Source organism: Thiomonas sp. UBA7699 (genome assembly GCF_002482605.1).
GTDB lineage: Bacteria > Pseudomonadota > Gammaproteobacteria > Burkholderiales > Burkholderiaceae_C > Thiomonas > Thiomonas arsenitoxydans.
The window spans coordinates 40,517-54,956 of record NZ_DLGH01000023.1 but is presented as its reverse complement, the minus strand read 5'-3'; the positions used below and the strand labels follow the sequence as shown (position 1 = coordinate 54,956).

Sequence of the window (14,440 nt, the reverse complement as noted above, 5' to 3'; positions counted from 1 at the left end):
AGCGCCGGGGCGTCGTTGGTGCCATCGCCCGTCATGGCCACGAGCCGGCCCTCGGCCTGGGTCTGGCGGATGAGCGCGAGCTTGTTCTCCGGCGTGGCCTCGGCGAGGAAGTCGTCCACCCCGGCCTCNNGCCTGCGCCAGGAAGTCATCGACGCCGGCTTCGGCAGCGATGGCAGCCGCGGTCATCGGGTTGTCGCCGGTGATCATCACCGTGCGGATGCCCATGCGGCGCAATTGGGCGAAGCGCTCCTTGATGCCGCTCTTGACGATGTCCTTGAGCTCCACGACGCCGAGCACACGGGCAGGCGACCCGACTTCGAGCGACGCGCGTTCGGCCACGACCAGCGGCGTGCTGCCGCGCCGCGCCACCGCTTCGACATGCCGCACGACCGCCTCGGGCCAAGCGCTGTCGGTCTCGAGGATCCAGCGCTTGAGCGCGTCGGCCGCGCCCTTGCGGATGAGGCGGCCAGGCAAGTCCACCCCGCTCATGCGGGTCTGGGCCGAGAAGGCGACGAAGCTGGCAGCCGGATCGGCGGCGGGCTCATGGGCCGAGCCCTCCTGTCGCGCCAGGGTCACGATGCTGCGGCCTTCGGGTGTCTCGTCGGCCAGCGAGGCCAGGCGCGCGGCGTCGGCCAGTTCGGCCACGCTCACGCCGGGCGCCGGCAGGAACGCGCTGGCCTGACGGTTGCCGAGGGTGATGGTGCCGGTCTTGTCCAGCAGCAACACGTCGACATCGCCCGCCGCTTCGATGGCGCGGCCCGAGGTGGCCACCACATTGGCCAGCAGCATGCGCCCCATGCCGGCCACGCCGATGGCCGACAGCAGGCCGCCGATGGTGGTCGGGATGAGGCAGACCAGCAGTGCGATCAGCACCGTGAGAGTGACCGGAACACCCGCGTGATTGGCATTCACCGCGTAGATGGAAAACGGCAACAGCGTCACCGTCACCAGCAGGAACACCAGGGTCAGCGCCACCAGCAGAATGGTCAGCGCGATCTCGTTGGGCGTCTTGCGCCGCTTGGCGCCTTCGACCAGGCCGATCATGCGGTCGAGGAAGGACTCGCCGGGATCGGCCGTGCAGCGCACCACGATCCAGTCCGACAGCACCTTGGTGCCTCCGGTCACGGCGGAGAAGTCGCCGCCGGACTCGCGGATCACCGGGGCCGACTCGCCGGTGATGGCGCTCTCATCCACCGCGGCCACGCCTTCGATCACCTCGCCATCGCAGGGCAGCAGATCACCGGCTTCAACGAGCACAACATCGCCACGGCGCAGACTCTCGCCGGGCACCTGGGTCCACGGGGCGCCGGAGCGCGGTTCGGCTAGCTTCTTGGCGACCACGGTTTTTTTCATGCCGCGCAGCGAGGCCGCCTGCGCCCGGGCGCGGCCTTCGGCCAGGGCCTCGGCAAAGTTGGCGAACAACACCGTGAACCACAGCCACAGGGTGACCGCGCCGATGAACCAGGCCGGTGCCTCGCCGTGCCCGGCCAGCGCCTGCAGCCACAGCGCGCTGGTGAACAGGCTGCCCACATAAACCACGAACATCACCGGGTTGCGCCATTGCACACGGGGATCAAGCTTGGCAAAGGCATCCACCACGGCTGGTCGCAGCAGCGCGGCGTCGAATAAGGGAAGGGATGAGCGCGTCATATCAGGTGCGAAAAGGCCCGTAGCAAGTCAGGGGGTTGTTTCATATCCGGTTCATTTCCAGAGCTGCAACTGCTCGACGATGGGGCCCAGGCCCCAGGCCGGGAAGAAGTTCAGCGCGCCCACCAGCAGCAGCACGCCGATGAGCAGGCTGACAAACAGCGGGCCATGCGTGGGCAGGGTGCCGCCGCCTGCAGGAATGCGCTTTTTCGCCGCCAGCGAACCCGCCAGCGCCAGGGTGGGCACCATCACGGCGAAACGTCCGAACAGCATCGCCGCACCGAGCCAGCCGTTGTAGAACGGCGTGTTCACCGACAGCCCGGCGAAGGCGCTGCCGTTGTTGTTCGCGGCCGAGGTGAAGGCGTAGAAGATCTCGGAGAAGCCATGGGCCCCGGGGTTGGCCAGACCCGCCAGCCCGGCCGGCACCACGACGGCCAGTGCCGTGCCGAGCAGCACCAGCGCGGGCATGAGCAGCACGGCGATGGACACCATCTTCATGTCGAAGGCCTCGACCTTCTTGCCGACATATTCGGGCGTGCGGCCGATCATCAGCCCGCCGACGAATACAGCCACCAGCGCGAAGACCAGCATGCCCGCCAAGCCCGTGCCAACACCGCCAAACACCACTTCGCCGAGCTGCATGAGCGCCATCGGCACCAGCCCGCCCAGCGGCGTGAACGAGTCGATCATGGCGTTCACCGCGCCGCAGGAGGTGGTGGTGGTCACGGCGTTGAACAGCGCCGAGGCGGCGATGCCGAAGCGCGTCTCTTTGCCTTCCATATTGCCGCCGGACTGCAGCGCGCCGTGCGCCTGATCGACGCCGAGCGCGGCGATGGTGGGGTTGCCCTGCTGTTCGGCTGCGGCCAGACCGGTGACGGCGACCGCGAACACCAGCGTCATCGCCGCCAGCAGGGCCCAGCCCTGGCGGGTGTCGCCCACGGCCAGGCCAAAGGTGTAGACCAGCGCGGCGGGAATCAGCAGCACCGCGATCATCTCCAGGAGATTGCTCAACGCGTTCGGATTCTCATAGGGGTGGGCAGAGTTGGCACTGAAAAACCCCCCGCCATTGGTGCCCAGCTCCTTGATCGCCTCCTGCGACGCCACTGGCCCCATGGGCAGAATCTGCTGGGTGACGGTCACGGTCTGCTGCACCGACTGCCCGGCGGCATCGCGCATCGGCTGGCCCGCGGTGTCCAGCTTGGGCGCCACGTAGGTCGTGGACTGCAGCGTGGTGACGGGCGTATCGGCCGAGAAGGTCTGGATGACGCCCTGGCTGACCAGGGCCATCGCCAGCAGCATCGACAGGGGCAGCAAGGCATAGATCGTGATGCGATAGAGATCCACCCAGAAGTTGCCGATCTCGGTGGCACGGTGACGCGCGAATCCCCGGATCAGGGCAAAGGCCACGGCGATGCCCGACGCCGCCGAGACGAAGTTCTGCACCGCCAGCCCCATCATCTGCGTGAGGTTGCTCAGGGTCGATTCGCCCGCATAGCCCTGCCAGTTGGTATTGGTGACAAAACTGATGGCGGTGTTGAAACTGGAGTCGGGGCTGACCGCGCCGAACTGCTGCGGGTTGAGCGGCAGCACGCCCTGCAGCCGCTGCAGCGCATACACCAGCAGCGTGCCCAGCAGGCTGAACACCAGCAAGGCCACGGCATAGCGCGACCAGCGCATCCCGGCGGCATCGACGCCGCATAGCCGCAGCAGACCGGCCTCCGGCCGGGCCAGCGGCCGCCAGGCGGGACCGCCGTCCATGATCCAGGCGAAGTAACGTCCCAGGGGGCGGGCTGCGCCCAGAACCACCAAGAGCAGCACCGCCAGCAAGGCGAAGAATTCGGGGGTCATCAGAAGTCCTCCGCGCGGAACAGCGCCACCAGCAGGTAAATCAGGAGCGCCAGCGCGGCGACCGCGCCGATCCAGACGAATGGACTCACCTCAGCTCCTTTGCAGCAGACGGTCACAGAACGCCACCAGGGCGAAGACCGCGGCGAACAGCGCCAGCGTCAGAGCAATCCAGAACAGATCCATGCAGTTCGACGCCACTGCGCCGCCTCGTGCCATTCATGGATCGAAAGCGTAGGCAGATGCGTGTAAACCGCGCGTAAAAAATGCGGGCCAGAGCACAAGCGCCCGCGCACTGCGGCGGAGGGCCTTGCAATCTCAGTCCGTGGCCAGGGTCAGTAGGTGGCCAGCACGTTGAGGAACACGCCCCGGTTGTTGTAGGACAGATCGGTGAGGTTGTCTGAGAAGTTGGTGAAGTTGTCGCCGACGCCCATTTTGACGTGCTCGTTCATGCGCCGGTACACGGCCAGCAACGCTCCGCTCTGGGCATCGCCGGCCTCTTTGGCGTTCAGGCGACGCCACCCGACCAGGCCGCTCCATTTGCGCACGAAGTGTCACTCGCCGCGCAACACCACGAGGCTGGCGCTGCTGCGCGCGAGGTCGAGCTTGCCCAGCAGGCGACAGGCGGCGGTGAGCTGCTGGCCGAAGCTGTTGCGGGTAAGCCAGGAGGTGCGCTCGCCGGTGAGGTTGCTCTGGTCGTGGCGGCATTACAGACTGGAGGCAAGGACGGTGGCGTTGTAGCCCATGGAGAGCGCGACGACACGGCGTTTGATGTCGCCGTTGAGCGGGTCGCTGATGGTGCCGGTTTCCACGGTTTCCATTTTCAGCCCCGTGCTCCAGCGCTCGGTGAGCACGAGGTCGACGCCGAAGGCATGGAGCAGGCCAGCCTGACCATAGCCGGTGGTGCGCCGGGTTTCTTCGTACAGGCTGACGCGGTCGTTGAGCTTGCTGCGCGAGCCGACCAGCAGAGTGCCGAAGCGCCCGCGGTAGAGCTGGTCAGGGTGCTGCGTTTCCATCAAGTACCGCACTCAGCGCTTGCGCGCTACCGCATCGACCAGCGCCGAACGCCCGACGTGGCCCGTGCCTTCGTGCAGGGTGGCTTCGTGCTCTTGCAGCAGCAACCAGTCGGCCTCGGGCAACAGCTCGCGCAGCAGTTCGGGGGTGTAGAGATGGTCGGCGCGGCCCGGGCCGCCGGTGCCGTATTCGAGCTGTTTCACCGCGTAGCCCTGCACGCACAGCAGGCCGCCGGGTTTGAGGGTGCGCCACAGGCCGGAGAACAGGCGCTGGCGCAGGGCCGGGTCGGCGAACTGCACGAAGATGGCGACGGCGGCGTCGAATCGACCCGGCGCCCAGTCCCACTCATCTACCGAGGCGACGTGAAAGTCCACCGATACGCCGCGCTCCTGCGCCCAGCGGCGGGCTTTATCGACGGCGACGGGCGAGAGGTCGAACGCGGTGACGTGGTGGCCCTGCTCGGCCAGCCAGATGGAATTGCGGCCTTCGCCGTCGGCCGCGCTGAGAATGCGGCTCGATGGCGCAAAACGCGCGGATTCGCGCACGAGAAAGGCGTTGGGCTCGGCGCCGTAATGCAGCCCGGGCTTGGCGAAGCGGGCGTTCCAGGTTTCGCGCGGATCAGCAAAACTGCCGGCGGGCGGCGTGGCCGGAGTGTGGGGAATCATGGCGGTATGGGCTGACATAGGCAAAAGCAAAGCCGCCATTTTGCGCAGTTATTTGAGTTTTTGCCCGGTGCCGTCGAATACCGAAACCGTCACGGGAATGCCTTGGCGCACGCTTTCGCCCACGGTGCAAAACTGCTCGAACTGCATCAGCACGCGGTCGAGCCGATCCATGCCTTGCGCGGCAGCGCCCATGCGAATATCGACCGTGATGGACAGCACGCGCAGACGACCGGCTTCGTTGCGCCCGATCTCGCCCGTGGCGGTGGTGGTCAGCCCCTTGGGGTCGAGCTTGAATTTGCTCAGGGCGAAATACATGCTAGAACTCATGCAGTTGCCCACGGCAGCGAGCAGCAGGTGCGAGGGCGACGGCCCCGCGCCCTCGCCCAGGGGCGGCGGCTCGTCGGTCAGAATGGTGGGGCGATCGTCGGCAAAGTGCAGGTCGAACTGGTAGGCGTCGATCTGCTTGAGGGTGACGCTGGGGGGCTGTTTGTCGTCCATGAAAGCTCCAGGTTGAGGGCTCGGTAGGGTCGCGGCACGGAAAGGTTTATCGAGACAAGACCGCTTGCGATCAACTTTAATACTTGTAGATCGATAAGGGCTGCGGGACCGCCCTCTAACATGCTGGTTTCGCCGCGCCGCCGTGCGGCTGACTGCTCCCGCTGCACGTCTACTATCTTGGCAACCTCCGAAGAACTCTGGCTCAAGGCCCGCAAAAAAGATATCCGCCCGCAGCTCAATCGCGCCGTGGGGCTGGGGCTGTTTGCCGGCTGGCTGATCATCGTGCAGGCCTGGCTGCTGGCGCGGGTGGTGTCGGCGGTCATCACCCGCCATCAGCATCTCGCCGAGGTGTGGGGTTATCTGGCGGCGATGCTGCCGATTTTCGCGCTGCGTTTCGCACTGATGCGGGCGTCTGAAAACGTGGCCTTCGAGGCCGCGGCGCAGGTGCGGCGCGATTTGCGCGGACGTCTTTACGAGCATCTGCAGGCGCTGGGGCCGCTTTGGCTCACGCGCCAGTCGAGCGGCGACATCGCCAACACCATCGTGACCGGCATCGACGCGCTCGAAGCCTATTACGCGCGCTACCTGCCCAATATGTCATTGACGGCACTGGTGCCGCTGTCGATTCTGGTGTTCGTGCTGCCGCAGGACTGGGTGTCGGGGCTGGTGCTGTTGTTGACCGCGCCGCTGATTCCGATTTTCATGATTTTGATCGGCAAGGGCACGGAAACCCTCAACCAGCAGCAATGGCAGTTGCTCTCGCGCATGAGCGCGCGGTTTCTCGATTCGCTGCAGGGGCTGACCACGCTCAAACTGTTTGGCGTGAGCCGCCATGAGGCCGAGGTAGTGGCCGCGCTCACCGAGGAATACCGCATCGGCACCATGAAGGTGTTGCGGGTGGCGTTTCTGTCTTCTGTGGCGCTGGAGTTCATGTCCACCATCAGCATTGCGATGGTGGCGGTTTTTATCGGCTTTCGCCTATTTTACGGTGAAATGCAGTTTTTTAACGGCTTTTTCGTGCTGCTTTTGGCGCCCGAGTTTTATCTGCCGCTGCGCAATATGGGCACCTTCTACCACGCCCGCATGGAGGCGATCGGCGCGGCGCAAAACCTGCTCAAGCTGCTCGACACCCCGATTCCGCCGCACGCCCAAGCCACCGGCGGCACGCAGAAATTGGACGCGGGGCAAGAGGTGCGGATTCGCTTCGAAGCGGTGACCGTGCGCCACGCCGCCGATCTGCCGCCCGCGCTCGACGCGGTGAGCTTTACCGCCCTACCACGCGGCCTCACCGCGCTGGTGGGCGCCAGCGGCGCGGGCAAGAGCACCGCGCTGCACGCGCTGATGGCGCTGGTGCAACCCGAGGCCGGGTGCATCCTGGTGAATGAAACGCCGCTGACCGCGCTCGACGCCACCGACTGGCTGCGGCATGTGGCCTGGGTGCCGCAGCGTCCGCATGTGTTCGAGGGCACGGTGCGCGACAACATCGCGCTGGGCCAGTCCGACCCGCCGCAGGAGGCGGTGGAGCGCGCCGCCCGCGCGGCGCAGGCGCATGACTTCATCGCCGCGCTGCCGCAGGGCTACGACACTCCGCTGGGCGAGCGCGGTCTGGGCTTGTCGGGCGGACAGGTGCAGCGTCTGGCGCTGGCGCGGGCGCTGCTCAAGCCAGCAAAGCTGGTGCTGCTCGACGAAGCCACGGCGCAGCTCGACGCGCAGACGCAGGCGCAGGTCAGCGCGGCCATTCTGGCCCTGGCGAAAGCGCGCTGCGTCATTCTTGCCGCGCACCGCCTGAGCACGGTGCTGCAGGCCGACCATGTGGTGGTGCTCGAAGCCGGGCGCGTGATCGAGCAGGGCGCGCCCGCCGATCTGCTGAGGGCCGACGGCGCCTTTGCCCGGCTGGTGCGCGCCCACGAGCCCGCTGTTCAGGAGCAAGCCTGATGCGCTGGAACCCGCTGCCGCCCGATTTCGATCTAACCCAAGCCCGCGCCGATTTGAAGCGGCTCGTCGGACTTTTTCTGCCCTACCGCAACTGGATGCTGTGGGGCGCGCTCGCCGCGCTGCTCACCCTGCTCGCCAATGTGGCGCTGATGACGGCCTCGGGCTGGTTCATCGCGCAAATGGCACTGGTCGGCCTGGTGGGCGCAGCGATGGATTACTTCACCCCGGCCGCCTTCATCCGCGGCATGGCCATCACCCGCACTGCCGGGCGCTATATCGAACGCCTGATCACGCATGAAGCCACTTTCCGGCTGCTGCAGGAACTGCGGGTGTGGTTCTACCGGCGGCTGGAGCCGCTGGCCCCGGCGCGGCTGCAAGAGCTGCGCAGCGCCGACCTGAGCAGCCGCCTCATCAGCGACATCGACGCGCTCAACCACCTCTACCTGCGCGTGCTCGTGCCCGTGGGCGTGGCGCTGCTGGGCGGCGCGCTCATTCTGGGCATGATGGCGCTCTACAGCGGGCGAGTGGCTGCGTCCACCCTGCTGTTCCTGCTGCTGGCCGGGGTGGCCGTTCCCCTGCTCACCTTCCGTCTGGGGCATGGCCCGGGGCGGCGGCTGGTTGCGCTGCGCGCCGAATTGCGCAGCGCCGCCGTCGATGGCTTGCAAGGGCTGGGCGAGCTGCGCGTGTATGGCGGGGCGGCGCGGCAGGCGCAGCGCATCGACGCGCTGACCGAGGCCATGATCGGCCAGCAGCGCCAGCTCAGCCGCGCCACCGGCCTGTCACAAGGGCTGTTGGGGCTGTCGGCCAATCTGGCGATGTGGTGTGCGCTGTTGCTGGCCATTCCGCTGGTGACCGATGCGTCCATCACCCCGGCTGAACTGCCGATGCTGGCGCTGTTCGTGCTCTCCAGTTTCGAGGCGGTTTTGCCGCTGCCGCTGGCGCTGCAAATGCTGGGCGAGACCTTGGCCGCGGCGCGGCGGGTGTTCGGCATTCTCGACGCCCGGCCGCAGGTGGAGGAGCCCGCCGACATGCCCGTGCCGCAGTGGGAGCGTGCCGATGTCGAGATCGACGGCCTGCGGCTGCGCTACCCCGGCGCGCGCGGCGAGGCGGTCTGGGCGCTCGACGGCCTGAGCTTGCATCTGCGCGCGGGCGAGCGCGTCGCCCTGGTCGGCCCCAGCGGCGCGGGCAAGAGCACGCTGGTGCAGGCGCTGCTGCGGTTCTGGGACTATCAGGAGGGCAGCGTGCGCATCGGCGGCCACGACTTGCGCGCCTGGCCGGGCGAGGCGCTGCGCGCGCACATCGCCGTGGTGTCGCAAGACACCTATCTGTTCAACACCACCATCCGCGACAACCTCATGCTGGCCAAGCCCGAGGCCACGGAGGACGAAGTGATCGCAGCGTGCAAGGCGGCGCAGTTGCACGACTTCATCGCCGCGCTGCCCGAGGGGTATGAAACCTGGGTGGGCGAGGCCGGCATGCGGCTTTCGGGCGGGCAGGCGCGGCGCGTGGCCATTGCCCGCGCGCTGCTGCGCAACGCGCCGCTGCTCATTCTCGACGAACCCACCGAGGGCCTGGACGCGCTGACCGAGCGCGATCTGCTGCGCGACCTGGTGCAACTGATGCAGGGCCGCACCGTGCTGCTGATCAGCCACCGCATCGCCGCGCTGCCCGCTGCGGTCGACCAGGTGCTGGTGATGGAAGCCGGCCGGGTGGTGGAGGCCGGCGCGCCCGCCGAGTTGCTGGCGCGGCAGGGCGGCGCCTTCCGCGCGCTGCACGACGCGCTGTAAATCGGCTTAGGTCATGCGCGGCAACAGCCCGCGCAGGCTCAATCCGTCTTCGCTCAGCGCGGTGGCGATGGCCAGGCGCAGCGGGCCGATGCGGCTGGAGGCATCGAGCACCAGTCGGCGCACCAGACGGGCCGGGCCGCGGTCGTCGGTGTAGAGCGTGGCAATGGCTTGCGTGGCCAGATACAGCGGGCGCGTCGCGCGGCGATGCGCCGCCTCGAAGCGCTGCAGACGCTCGGGCGCGGCGATGTCGGTACCCGCGCGCGCGGCGGCCAGAATTTCGCGCGACAGCAGATCGACGCCGTGCAGACCGAAGTTGAAGCCGTGCGCGGTGACAGGGTGCATGCCCACGGCGGCGTCGCCGATCAGGGCGAAACGCGGCGCGACAAAGCGCTGGGCATAAACCCCGACCAGCGGATAGGTGTGGCGGCTGCCCGCGCGTTTCATTTCGCCCAGACGACCCTGATAGCGCCGGGTGATGTCGCGCTCGAAGTCGGCGTCGGGCAGCTCCAGCAGGGCCTGCATCTCATGCTGCGGCAGGGTGAGCACCACGGACGAGAGGTGCTCGGACAAGGGCAGCAAGGCCAAGGTCTGGCCGATGCCGAACCATTCCCACGCGGTGTGGTGATGCGGCTGCTCATGCTGCATGCGGCACACCAGCATGGTCTTGCCGAAGTCGTGCGAGTCGGCCCCGATGCCCATCTTGCGCCGGGTTTCGGAAAACCGGCTGTCGGCGGCGATCAGCAGCTTCGCCCGGATAGTCTGGGCCGGGGCAGCGGGCACCGATGTCTGCGCCGGTTCGAGGTCGAGCTCAACGCCCTGCGCATCGGTGCGCACCGCGCCCAGACGGGTCTGGTCGAACAGGGTGTATTCGCTTTGGCCCTGCACCGCAGCCCAGACCGCGCGGCGGATTTGCTGATTGGGCACGAGAGCGCCGAGCTGGGTTTTGCCGCGCAGCGGCGATACGCGCATGGGATGCGGATCGTTGCCGTTGAGCACCACGGCGTGTTCGAGCGGAAACACCTGATCGGGCGCGATGTGGTCGAACACCCCGGACTCGCGCAGGGTGCGCAGGGTGCGCAGGCTGAGCGCAATTTCGCGGCCGTCGAAAGGGGGGTCGGCCAGCGCGGCCGCGCTTTGCTGCTCGACGAGGGCGATGCGCAGGCCGCTGCCAGCCAGCGCCCGCACCATAGACAGACCGGCTGGGCCGGCGCCGATGATGGCGAGATCGAACGTCATGTCAAAGTCCTGTGAAGCGGTCATAAAGAAAGTTTGTCCAGTGTTTACAGCCGCGCCATTTCCAGCGGCGCTTCACCATACACCGCGCGCGCCAGCACCCGCAACGCCGCGCGCAAACCCTCTTCGAGCACCGGGTGATAGAAGGGCAGAGTGAGCAGTTCGGCCACGGTCATGTCGCGCTGCAGGGCCAGGGCCAGCAGATGCCCCAGATGCTCGGCGCCGGGCACGCACATCTCCGCCCCCAGCAGTTTGCCGCTGCCGGGCTCGGCGTACACATGCAATTGTCCGGCCGCGCGCAGCATGGCCATGGCGCGCGCCTGCTGGGCGAAGTTGAACCCGCCGGTAGCAAACGACCGCCCCTGCAACGACTGCCAGGTCTGGCCGACCACGGCAATCTGCGGATCGGTGAAGGCGATGGCCAGCGGCACGCGACGGCGAAAGCGCGTCGGGCCATGCAGGGCATTGAAGGCGGCGATGAAGCCTTCGTCGGACGCCTCGTGCAGCACTTGCAGCTCGCCGTTGACGTCGCCGGTGAAATACACCGGCAGGTCGCCGATCTGCAGGGTGTTGCGATCGAAGTCGGGCAGGCCGCGGGCGTCGAGCGGCACGCCCAGCGTTTGAAGCCCAAGGCCGTCGGTGTTGGTGCGCCGCCCCATGGCGGCGAGCACGGCATCGACCTCGACCGGGCTTTCGCCGTTATCCACGATCAGCGTGCCCGCAGCCCCTTCGCGCAGATCGATGGCGCGGCCCAGATGCAGAGGAAATTCGGCGCCGATGCGGTGTTGCGCCTCGGCCTGGATGACCGGATCGGTCAACGGCCCGAGGCTTTCGCGCAGCTCGAAGCCGTGCACGTCCAGGCCCAGCCGTGCCAGCGCCTGCCCCAGTTCGAGGCCGATCACCCCCAGCCCGACCACGGCGATGCGGCGCGGCAGATCGGGGCGCTCGAACAGGTCGTCGGTGGTGAGAATGCGGTTGCCAAACGCCTGCCACGCCTGCGGCACCAACGGACGGGTGCCGGTGGCGATGAGAATGCGGTCGGCAGTGATGATCTCTTCGCGCCCGTCGGCGGCGTGGGTGACGATGACGCGACCCGGCCCGTCGAGCCGTGCCCGCCCGGCGATGTTCTGCGCAGGCTGCAGGCTGTGAGTCGCGCCCAGCACCCCGGCCACGCGCGCATCGCGGTAGTCGCGCACCCGCTGCAGCACGGCGGGCAGATCGACCTTGAGCCCCTCGCCGCCGCGGATGCCTAGGCTGGCCAGCTGGCTACCGCGATGAAAGTCGTCGGCCGCCTGGATCAGCGCCTTGGACGGCATGCAGCCCACGCGGGCGCAGGTGGTGCCGTAGGGGCCGTGGTTGATGATGACAAAGTCGTCGGTGTGCTTGCGCACCTGCGACAGCGCGGTGAGCCCGGCTGTGCCGGCGCCAAGGATGGCGATATGAACGTGACGCACGGAGGAACTCCGGTGAAGAGGACTGCGCGCCAGTCTATCGGCGCGGCTTGACGCCCGTTTTGGGCAGGGTCAAGCCGCGCGGTGCAAAACACTTCAGGTGTGATCGTGCACCGCGGCGTGCTCGGCCTCGGCGTGCACCATGGCGAGCATGGCATCGCGCTTGTCGGCGGTGCCGAACATCGGGCTGGTGCCCACCACCTGATGGTTGGCCGCCTTCAGCGTGAAGTAGGCACGGCCGTCGCTGGCGACCTGTTTTTCAAAGCGCTCGGGCAGCACGCTGTTCTTTTTCACCGAGGCCATGCCATTCTCTGCAGAGGCCTTGCTCTCGTAGTGCTCGCTGCTCAGCAGCGTGCCGCCATCGGCCGCTTTGAGCGAAAAGTGGAACTGGCCTTTTTCGTTTTTGTGCAATTCAAAGCGGACTGCCATAGAGAACTCCTGGATGGGTAAGTCGATGCCAGGCGACGCAGGCGCTTGTCGGGCAACTCGCGCGCCGATGGACGAATGGGAACAAGGGCAGGGACGACGCGTCCCCACACGCCCCGAATGGTCGACGCGTTCTGTGACAAATGCAAGACTTGCGACCCAACTTTTGACAATAGTTGACAGATCGACCGCGTATTGGGGGTGGATCAGCTGGCCTGCTGCTCCAGCGCGAAATGCGCCCCATTGAACTGCCCGAGCACCCCGGTCAACCAGGGCAGCACCTCGCGCAAGGTGGCGTGCAGCGTCCACGGCGGGTTGATGAGGAACATGCCGCTGCCCAGCAGGCCGAAGCCGCTGGCGTCGGGTTCGCGCACCTGCATGCGCACATCGAGCCAATCGGCCTGGCCTGCGATGCGGCGCAGCTGTTGCGGCAGCAGGTGCGACTCGCGCCGCTGCAGCACCGGGTACCACACCGCATAGGTGCCGACGGCAAAGCGCTGCAGCGCGTCGCTGACCGTGTTGCGCAGCGCGGCGTAATCGGTCTTGAGTTCGTAAGACGGATCGAGCAGCACGACGGCGCGGCGGTCTTGCGGCGGCAGCAGGCTTTTGAGGGCGACAAAACCGTCGGCACAGCGCACCTGCACCCCCGGCTGCGCGCCGAAGGTGGCGTCGAGCACGCGGTGATCGGTGGGATGCAGCTCGAACAGCCGCAGCTTGTCTTGCGGCCGCATGAGCTGGTGGGCAATGCCGGGCGAGCCGGGGTAGTAGATGAGTGCCCCCTGGGTCGGCTCGCCGACCCGCCCCCCGAGGGGGTCAGGAAAACTTGGGGCGGCCCGGCGTTTTCCTGAGATCGGGCCACCCGTGTTGAAGGCGCGAATCTGCGCGAGGTAGTCTTGCACCGCCTCCGGCGCGTCCTTGCGGCTCCAGAGGCGCTCGATGCCGTCGGCATACTCGGCATTTTTTTGCGCGGAGGCTTCGTGCAGCGGGTAACCCCCGGCGCCCGCGTGGGTGTCGATCACCCAATAGGGTTTTTCTTTGCGGTTCATGTGCCGGAGCACCTGCACCAGCACCAGATGTTTGAGCACGTCGGCGTGGTTGCCGGCGTGAAAGGCGTGTCGGTAGGCGAGCATGTGTGCACTGTAGCCGCTGACGGGCCGGGGAGAAATCCTGCGGCACAATGCCGCTTTGAATCTGCGGCGCGTCTTGCTGCGCCGCCCCACCCTGCACCGCCATCATGTCCTCCCCTTCTCCTGCAACCGCTTCCGCGCCAAGTGCGCGCCCCAACGCGCTCGACTTCATCCGTTTCGCCGTCGACAGCGGCGTGATCGCCTTTGGCGACTTCACCACCAAGGCGGGGCGGCAGTCGCCCTATTTTTTCAACGCCGGTTTGTTCAACGACGGCGCCATGCTGGCGCGGCTGGCGCAGTTTTATGCGCGCGCGCTGCTGGAGAGCGGCGTGGCGTTCGACATGCTGTTCGGCCCGGCGTACAAGGGCATTCCGCTCGGCGCGGTGGTCGCGGTGGAACTGGCGCGGCTGGGCCGCAATGTGGGCTTCGCCTACAACCGCAAGGAAGCCAAGGATCACGGCGAGGGCGGCAGCACCGTGGGCGCGCCCATCCGCGGCCGGGTGGTCATCGTCGATGACGTGATTTCCGCGGGAACGGCCACGGGCGAATCGGTGCGGCTGATCCGCGCAGCCGGGGCCGAACCCGCCGCCGTGCTCATCGCGCTCGACCGCCAGGAGAAGGCCGCGATTGAGGGCCGCACCCTCGACGTCTCGGCCGTACAGCACGTCAGCCGCGAGTACGGGCTGCCGGTCATTTCCATCGCCAATCTCGACAGCCTGCTCGCCTACCTGGCCGACAGCGGCCACCAAGAGCTGGCGCGCTGGCGGCCCGCGGTGCAGCAGTACCGCGACACTTACGGGGTCTGACGCAGC

Annotated in this window: 14 protein-coding genes and 1 pseudogene; 3 read left to right on the top strand and 12 right to left on the bottom strand. The window is 67.4% G+C overall.

Annotated elements, in window-relative coordinates:
* The 8 genes and pseudogenes from kdpB to B3H47_RS10500 all read right to left on the bottom strand — a co-directional run.
* Positions 1–1,650, bottom strand: a pseudogene (gene kdpB, locus B3H47_RS10535) (potassium-transporting ATPase subunit KdpB); the annotation flags it as partial.
* Between the two features lie 51 nt (positions 1,651–1,701).
* Positions 1,702–3,495 (bottom strand): potassium-transporting ATPase subunit KdpA, encoded by a 1,794-nt coding sequence (gene kdpA / locus B3H47_RS10530; protein WP_286986965.1) that lies wholly within the window; start codon positions 3,493–3,495, stop codon positions 1,702–1,704.
* Positions 3,495–3,584, bottom strand: a complete 90-nt coding sequence (gene kdpF, locus B3H47_RS10525) for a K(+)-transporting ATPase subunit F (protein WP_276729370.1) — start codon at positions 3,582–3,584, stop codon at positions 3,495–3,497. Before kdpF ends, kdpA begins: the two co-directional genes overlap by 1 nt.
* A gap of 1 nt (position 3,585) precedes the next feature.
* Positions 3,586–3,711, bottom strand: a complete 126-nt coding sequence (locus B3H47_RS10520) for a hypothetical protein (RefSeq protein WP_286986964.1) — start codon at positions 3,709–3,711, stop codon at positions 3,586–3,588.
* Positions 3,712–3,827: 116 nt separating this feature from the next.
* A complete protein-coding gene (locus tag B3H47_RS10515; RefSeq protein ID WP_286986963.1) occupies positions 3,828–4,040 on the bottom strand; it encodes a hypothetical protein in 213 nt (70 codons plus the stop codon).
* 159 nt (positions 4,041–4,199) lie between these two features.
* Positions 4,200–4,508 (bottom strand): hypothetical protein, encoded by a 309-nt coding sequence (locus tag B3H47_RS10510; protein ID WP_286986962.1) that lies wholly within the window; start codon positions 4,506–4,508, stop codon positions 4,200–4,202.
* Between the two features lie 12 nt (positions 4,509–4,520).
* Complete coding sequence (locus B3H47_RS10505) at positions 4,521–5,171, bottom strand: class I SAM-dependent methyltransferase (RefSeq protein WP_286986961.1); 651 nt, start codon at positions 5,169–5,171, stop codon at positions 4,521–4,523.
* A 48-nt stretch (positions 5,172–5,219) separates the two neighbouring features.
* On the bottom strand, positions 5,220–5,669 hold the full coding sequence (locus B3H47_RS10500) for an OsmC family protein (protein WP_286986960.1): 450 nt from the start codon (positions 5,667–5,669) through the stop codon (positions 5,220–5,222).
* Between the two features lie 177 nt (positions 5,670–5,846).
* Between B3H47_RS10500 and cydD the strand changes: the two genes are divergently transcribed.
* Both cydD and cydC read left to right on the top strand, forming a co-directional pair.
* Positions 5,847–7,604: a thiol reductant ABC exporter subunit CydD gene (gene cydD, locus B3H47_RS10495; RefSeq protein ID WP_286986959.1), complete on the top strand. Its 1,758-nt coding sequence runs from the start codon at positions 5,847–5,849 to the stop codon at positions 7,602–7,604.
* Positions 7,604–9,391 carry a thiol reductant ABC exporter subunit CydC gene (gene cydC / locus B3H47_RS10490; RefSeq protein ID WP_286986958.1) on the top strand — a complete coding sequence of 596 codons (1,788 nt, stop codon included), beginning with the start codon at positions 7,604–7,606 and terminating at the stop codon, positions 9,389–9,391. The genes cydD and cydC overlap by 1 nt, the downstream gene beginning before the upstream one ends.
* A gap of 6 nt (positions 9,392–9,397) precedes the next feature.
* Here the strand turns inward: cydC and ubiM are convergent, their stop codons facing one another.
* From ubiM to B3H47_RS10470, 4 genes are all read right to left on the bottom strand, one after another.
* The gene (ubiM, locus tag B3H47_RS10485; protein ID WP_286986957.1) at positions 9,398–10,627 is read right to left on the bottom strand and encodes a 5-demethoxyubiquinol-8 5-hydroxylase UbiM; all 1,230 of its coding nucleotides are present in this window, start codon (positions 10,625–10,627) and stop codon (positions 9,398–9,400) included.
* A 44-nt stretch (positions 10,628–10,671) separates the two neighbouring features.
* The gene (locus B3H47_RS10480; RefSeq protein ID WP_286986956.1) at positions 10,672–12,078 is read right to left on the bottom strand and encodes a dihydrolipoyl dehydrogenase; all 1,407 of its coding nucleotides are present in this window, start codon (positions 12,076–12,078) and stop codon (positions 10,672–10,674) included.
* Between the two features lie 93 nt (positions 12,079–12,171).
* A complete protein-coding gene (locus B3H47_RS10475) occupies positions 12,172–12,504 on the bottom strand; it encodes a YegP family protein (protein WP_013104211.1) in 333 nt (110 codons plus the stop codon).
* Between the two features lie 203 nt (positions 12,505–12,707).
* Positions 12,708–13,631 (bottom strand): 23S rRNA (adenine(2030)-N(6))-methyltransferase RlmJ, encoded by a 924-nt coding sequence (locus B3H47_RS10470; RefSeq protein WP_286986955.1) that lies wholly within the window; start codon positions 13,629–13,631, stop codon positions 12,708–12,710.
* Positions 13,632–13,735: 104 nt separating this feature from the next.
* Between B3H47_RS10470 and pyrE the strand changes: the two genes are divergently transcribed.
* Positions 13,736–14,434 (top strand): orotate phosphoribosyltransferase, encoded by a 699-nt coding sequence (gene pyrE, locus B3H47_RS10465; RefSeq protein WP_286986954.1) that lies wholly within the window; start codon positions 13,736–13,738, stop codon positions 14,432–14,434.
* Positions 14,435–14,440: the final 6 nt, after the last annotated feature.

Excerpts from the sequence above, each read along its gene's own strand:
- B3H47_RS10500 (WP_286986960.1), bottom strand. The coding sequence starts at position 5,669 with ATGGACGACAAACAGCCCCCCAGCGTCACCCTCAAGCAGATCGACGCC.
- cydC (WP_286986958.1), top strand. The coding sequence starts at position 7,604 with ATGCGCTGGAACCCGCTGCCGCCCGATTTCGATCTAACCCAAGCCCGC.
- pyrE (WP_286986954.1), top strand. The coding sequence starts at position 13,736 with ATGTCCTCCCCTTCTCCTGCAACCGCTTCCGCGCCAAGTGCGCGCCCC.
- B3H47_RS10510 (WP_286986962.1), bottom strand. The coding sequence starts at position 4,508 with ATGGAAACGCAGCACCCTGACCAGCTCTACCGCGGGCGCTTCGGCACT.
- kdpA (WP_286986965.1), bottom strand. The coding sequence starts at position 3,495 with ATGACCCCCGAATTCTTCGCCTTGCTGGCGGTGCTGCTCTTGGTGGTT.
- B3H47_RS10505 (WP_286986961.1), bottom strand. The coding sequence starts at position 5,171 with ATGATTCCCCACACTCCGGCCACGCCGCCCGCCGGCAGTTTTGCTGAT.
- B3H47_RS10475 (WP_013104211.1), bottom strand. The coding sequence starts at position 12,504 with ATGGCAGTCCGCTTTGAATTGCACAAAAACGAAAAAGGCCAGTTCCAC.
- B3H47_RS10470 (WP_286986955.1), bottom strand. The coding sequence starts at position 13,631 with ATGCTCGCCTACCGACACGCCTTTCACGCCGGCAACCACGCCGACGTG.
- B3H47_RS10520 (WP_286986964.1), bottom strand. The coding sequence starts at position 3,711 with ATGGCACGAGGCGGCGCAGTGGCGTCGAACTGCATGGATCTGTTCTGG.
- ubiM (WP_286986957.1), bottom strand. The coding sequence starts at position 10,627 with ATGACGTTCGATCTCGCCATCATCGGCGCCGGCCCAGCCGGTCTGTCT.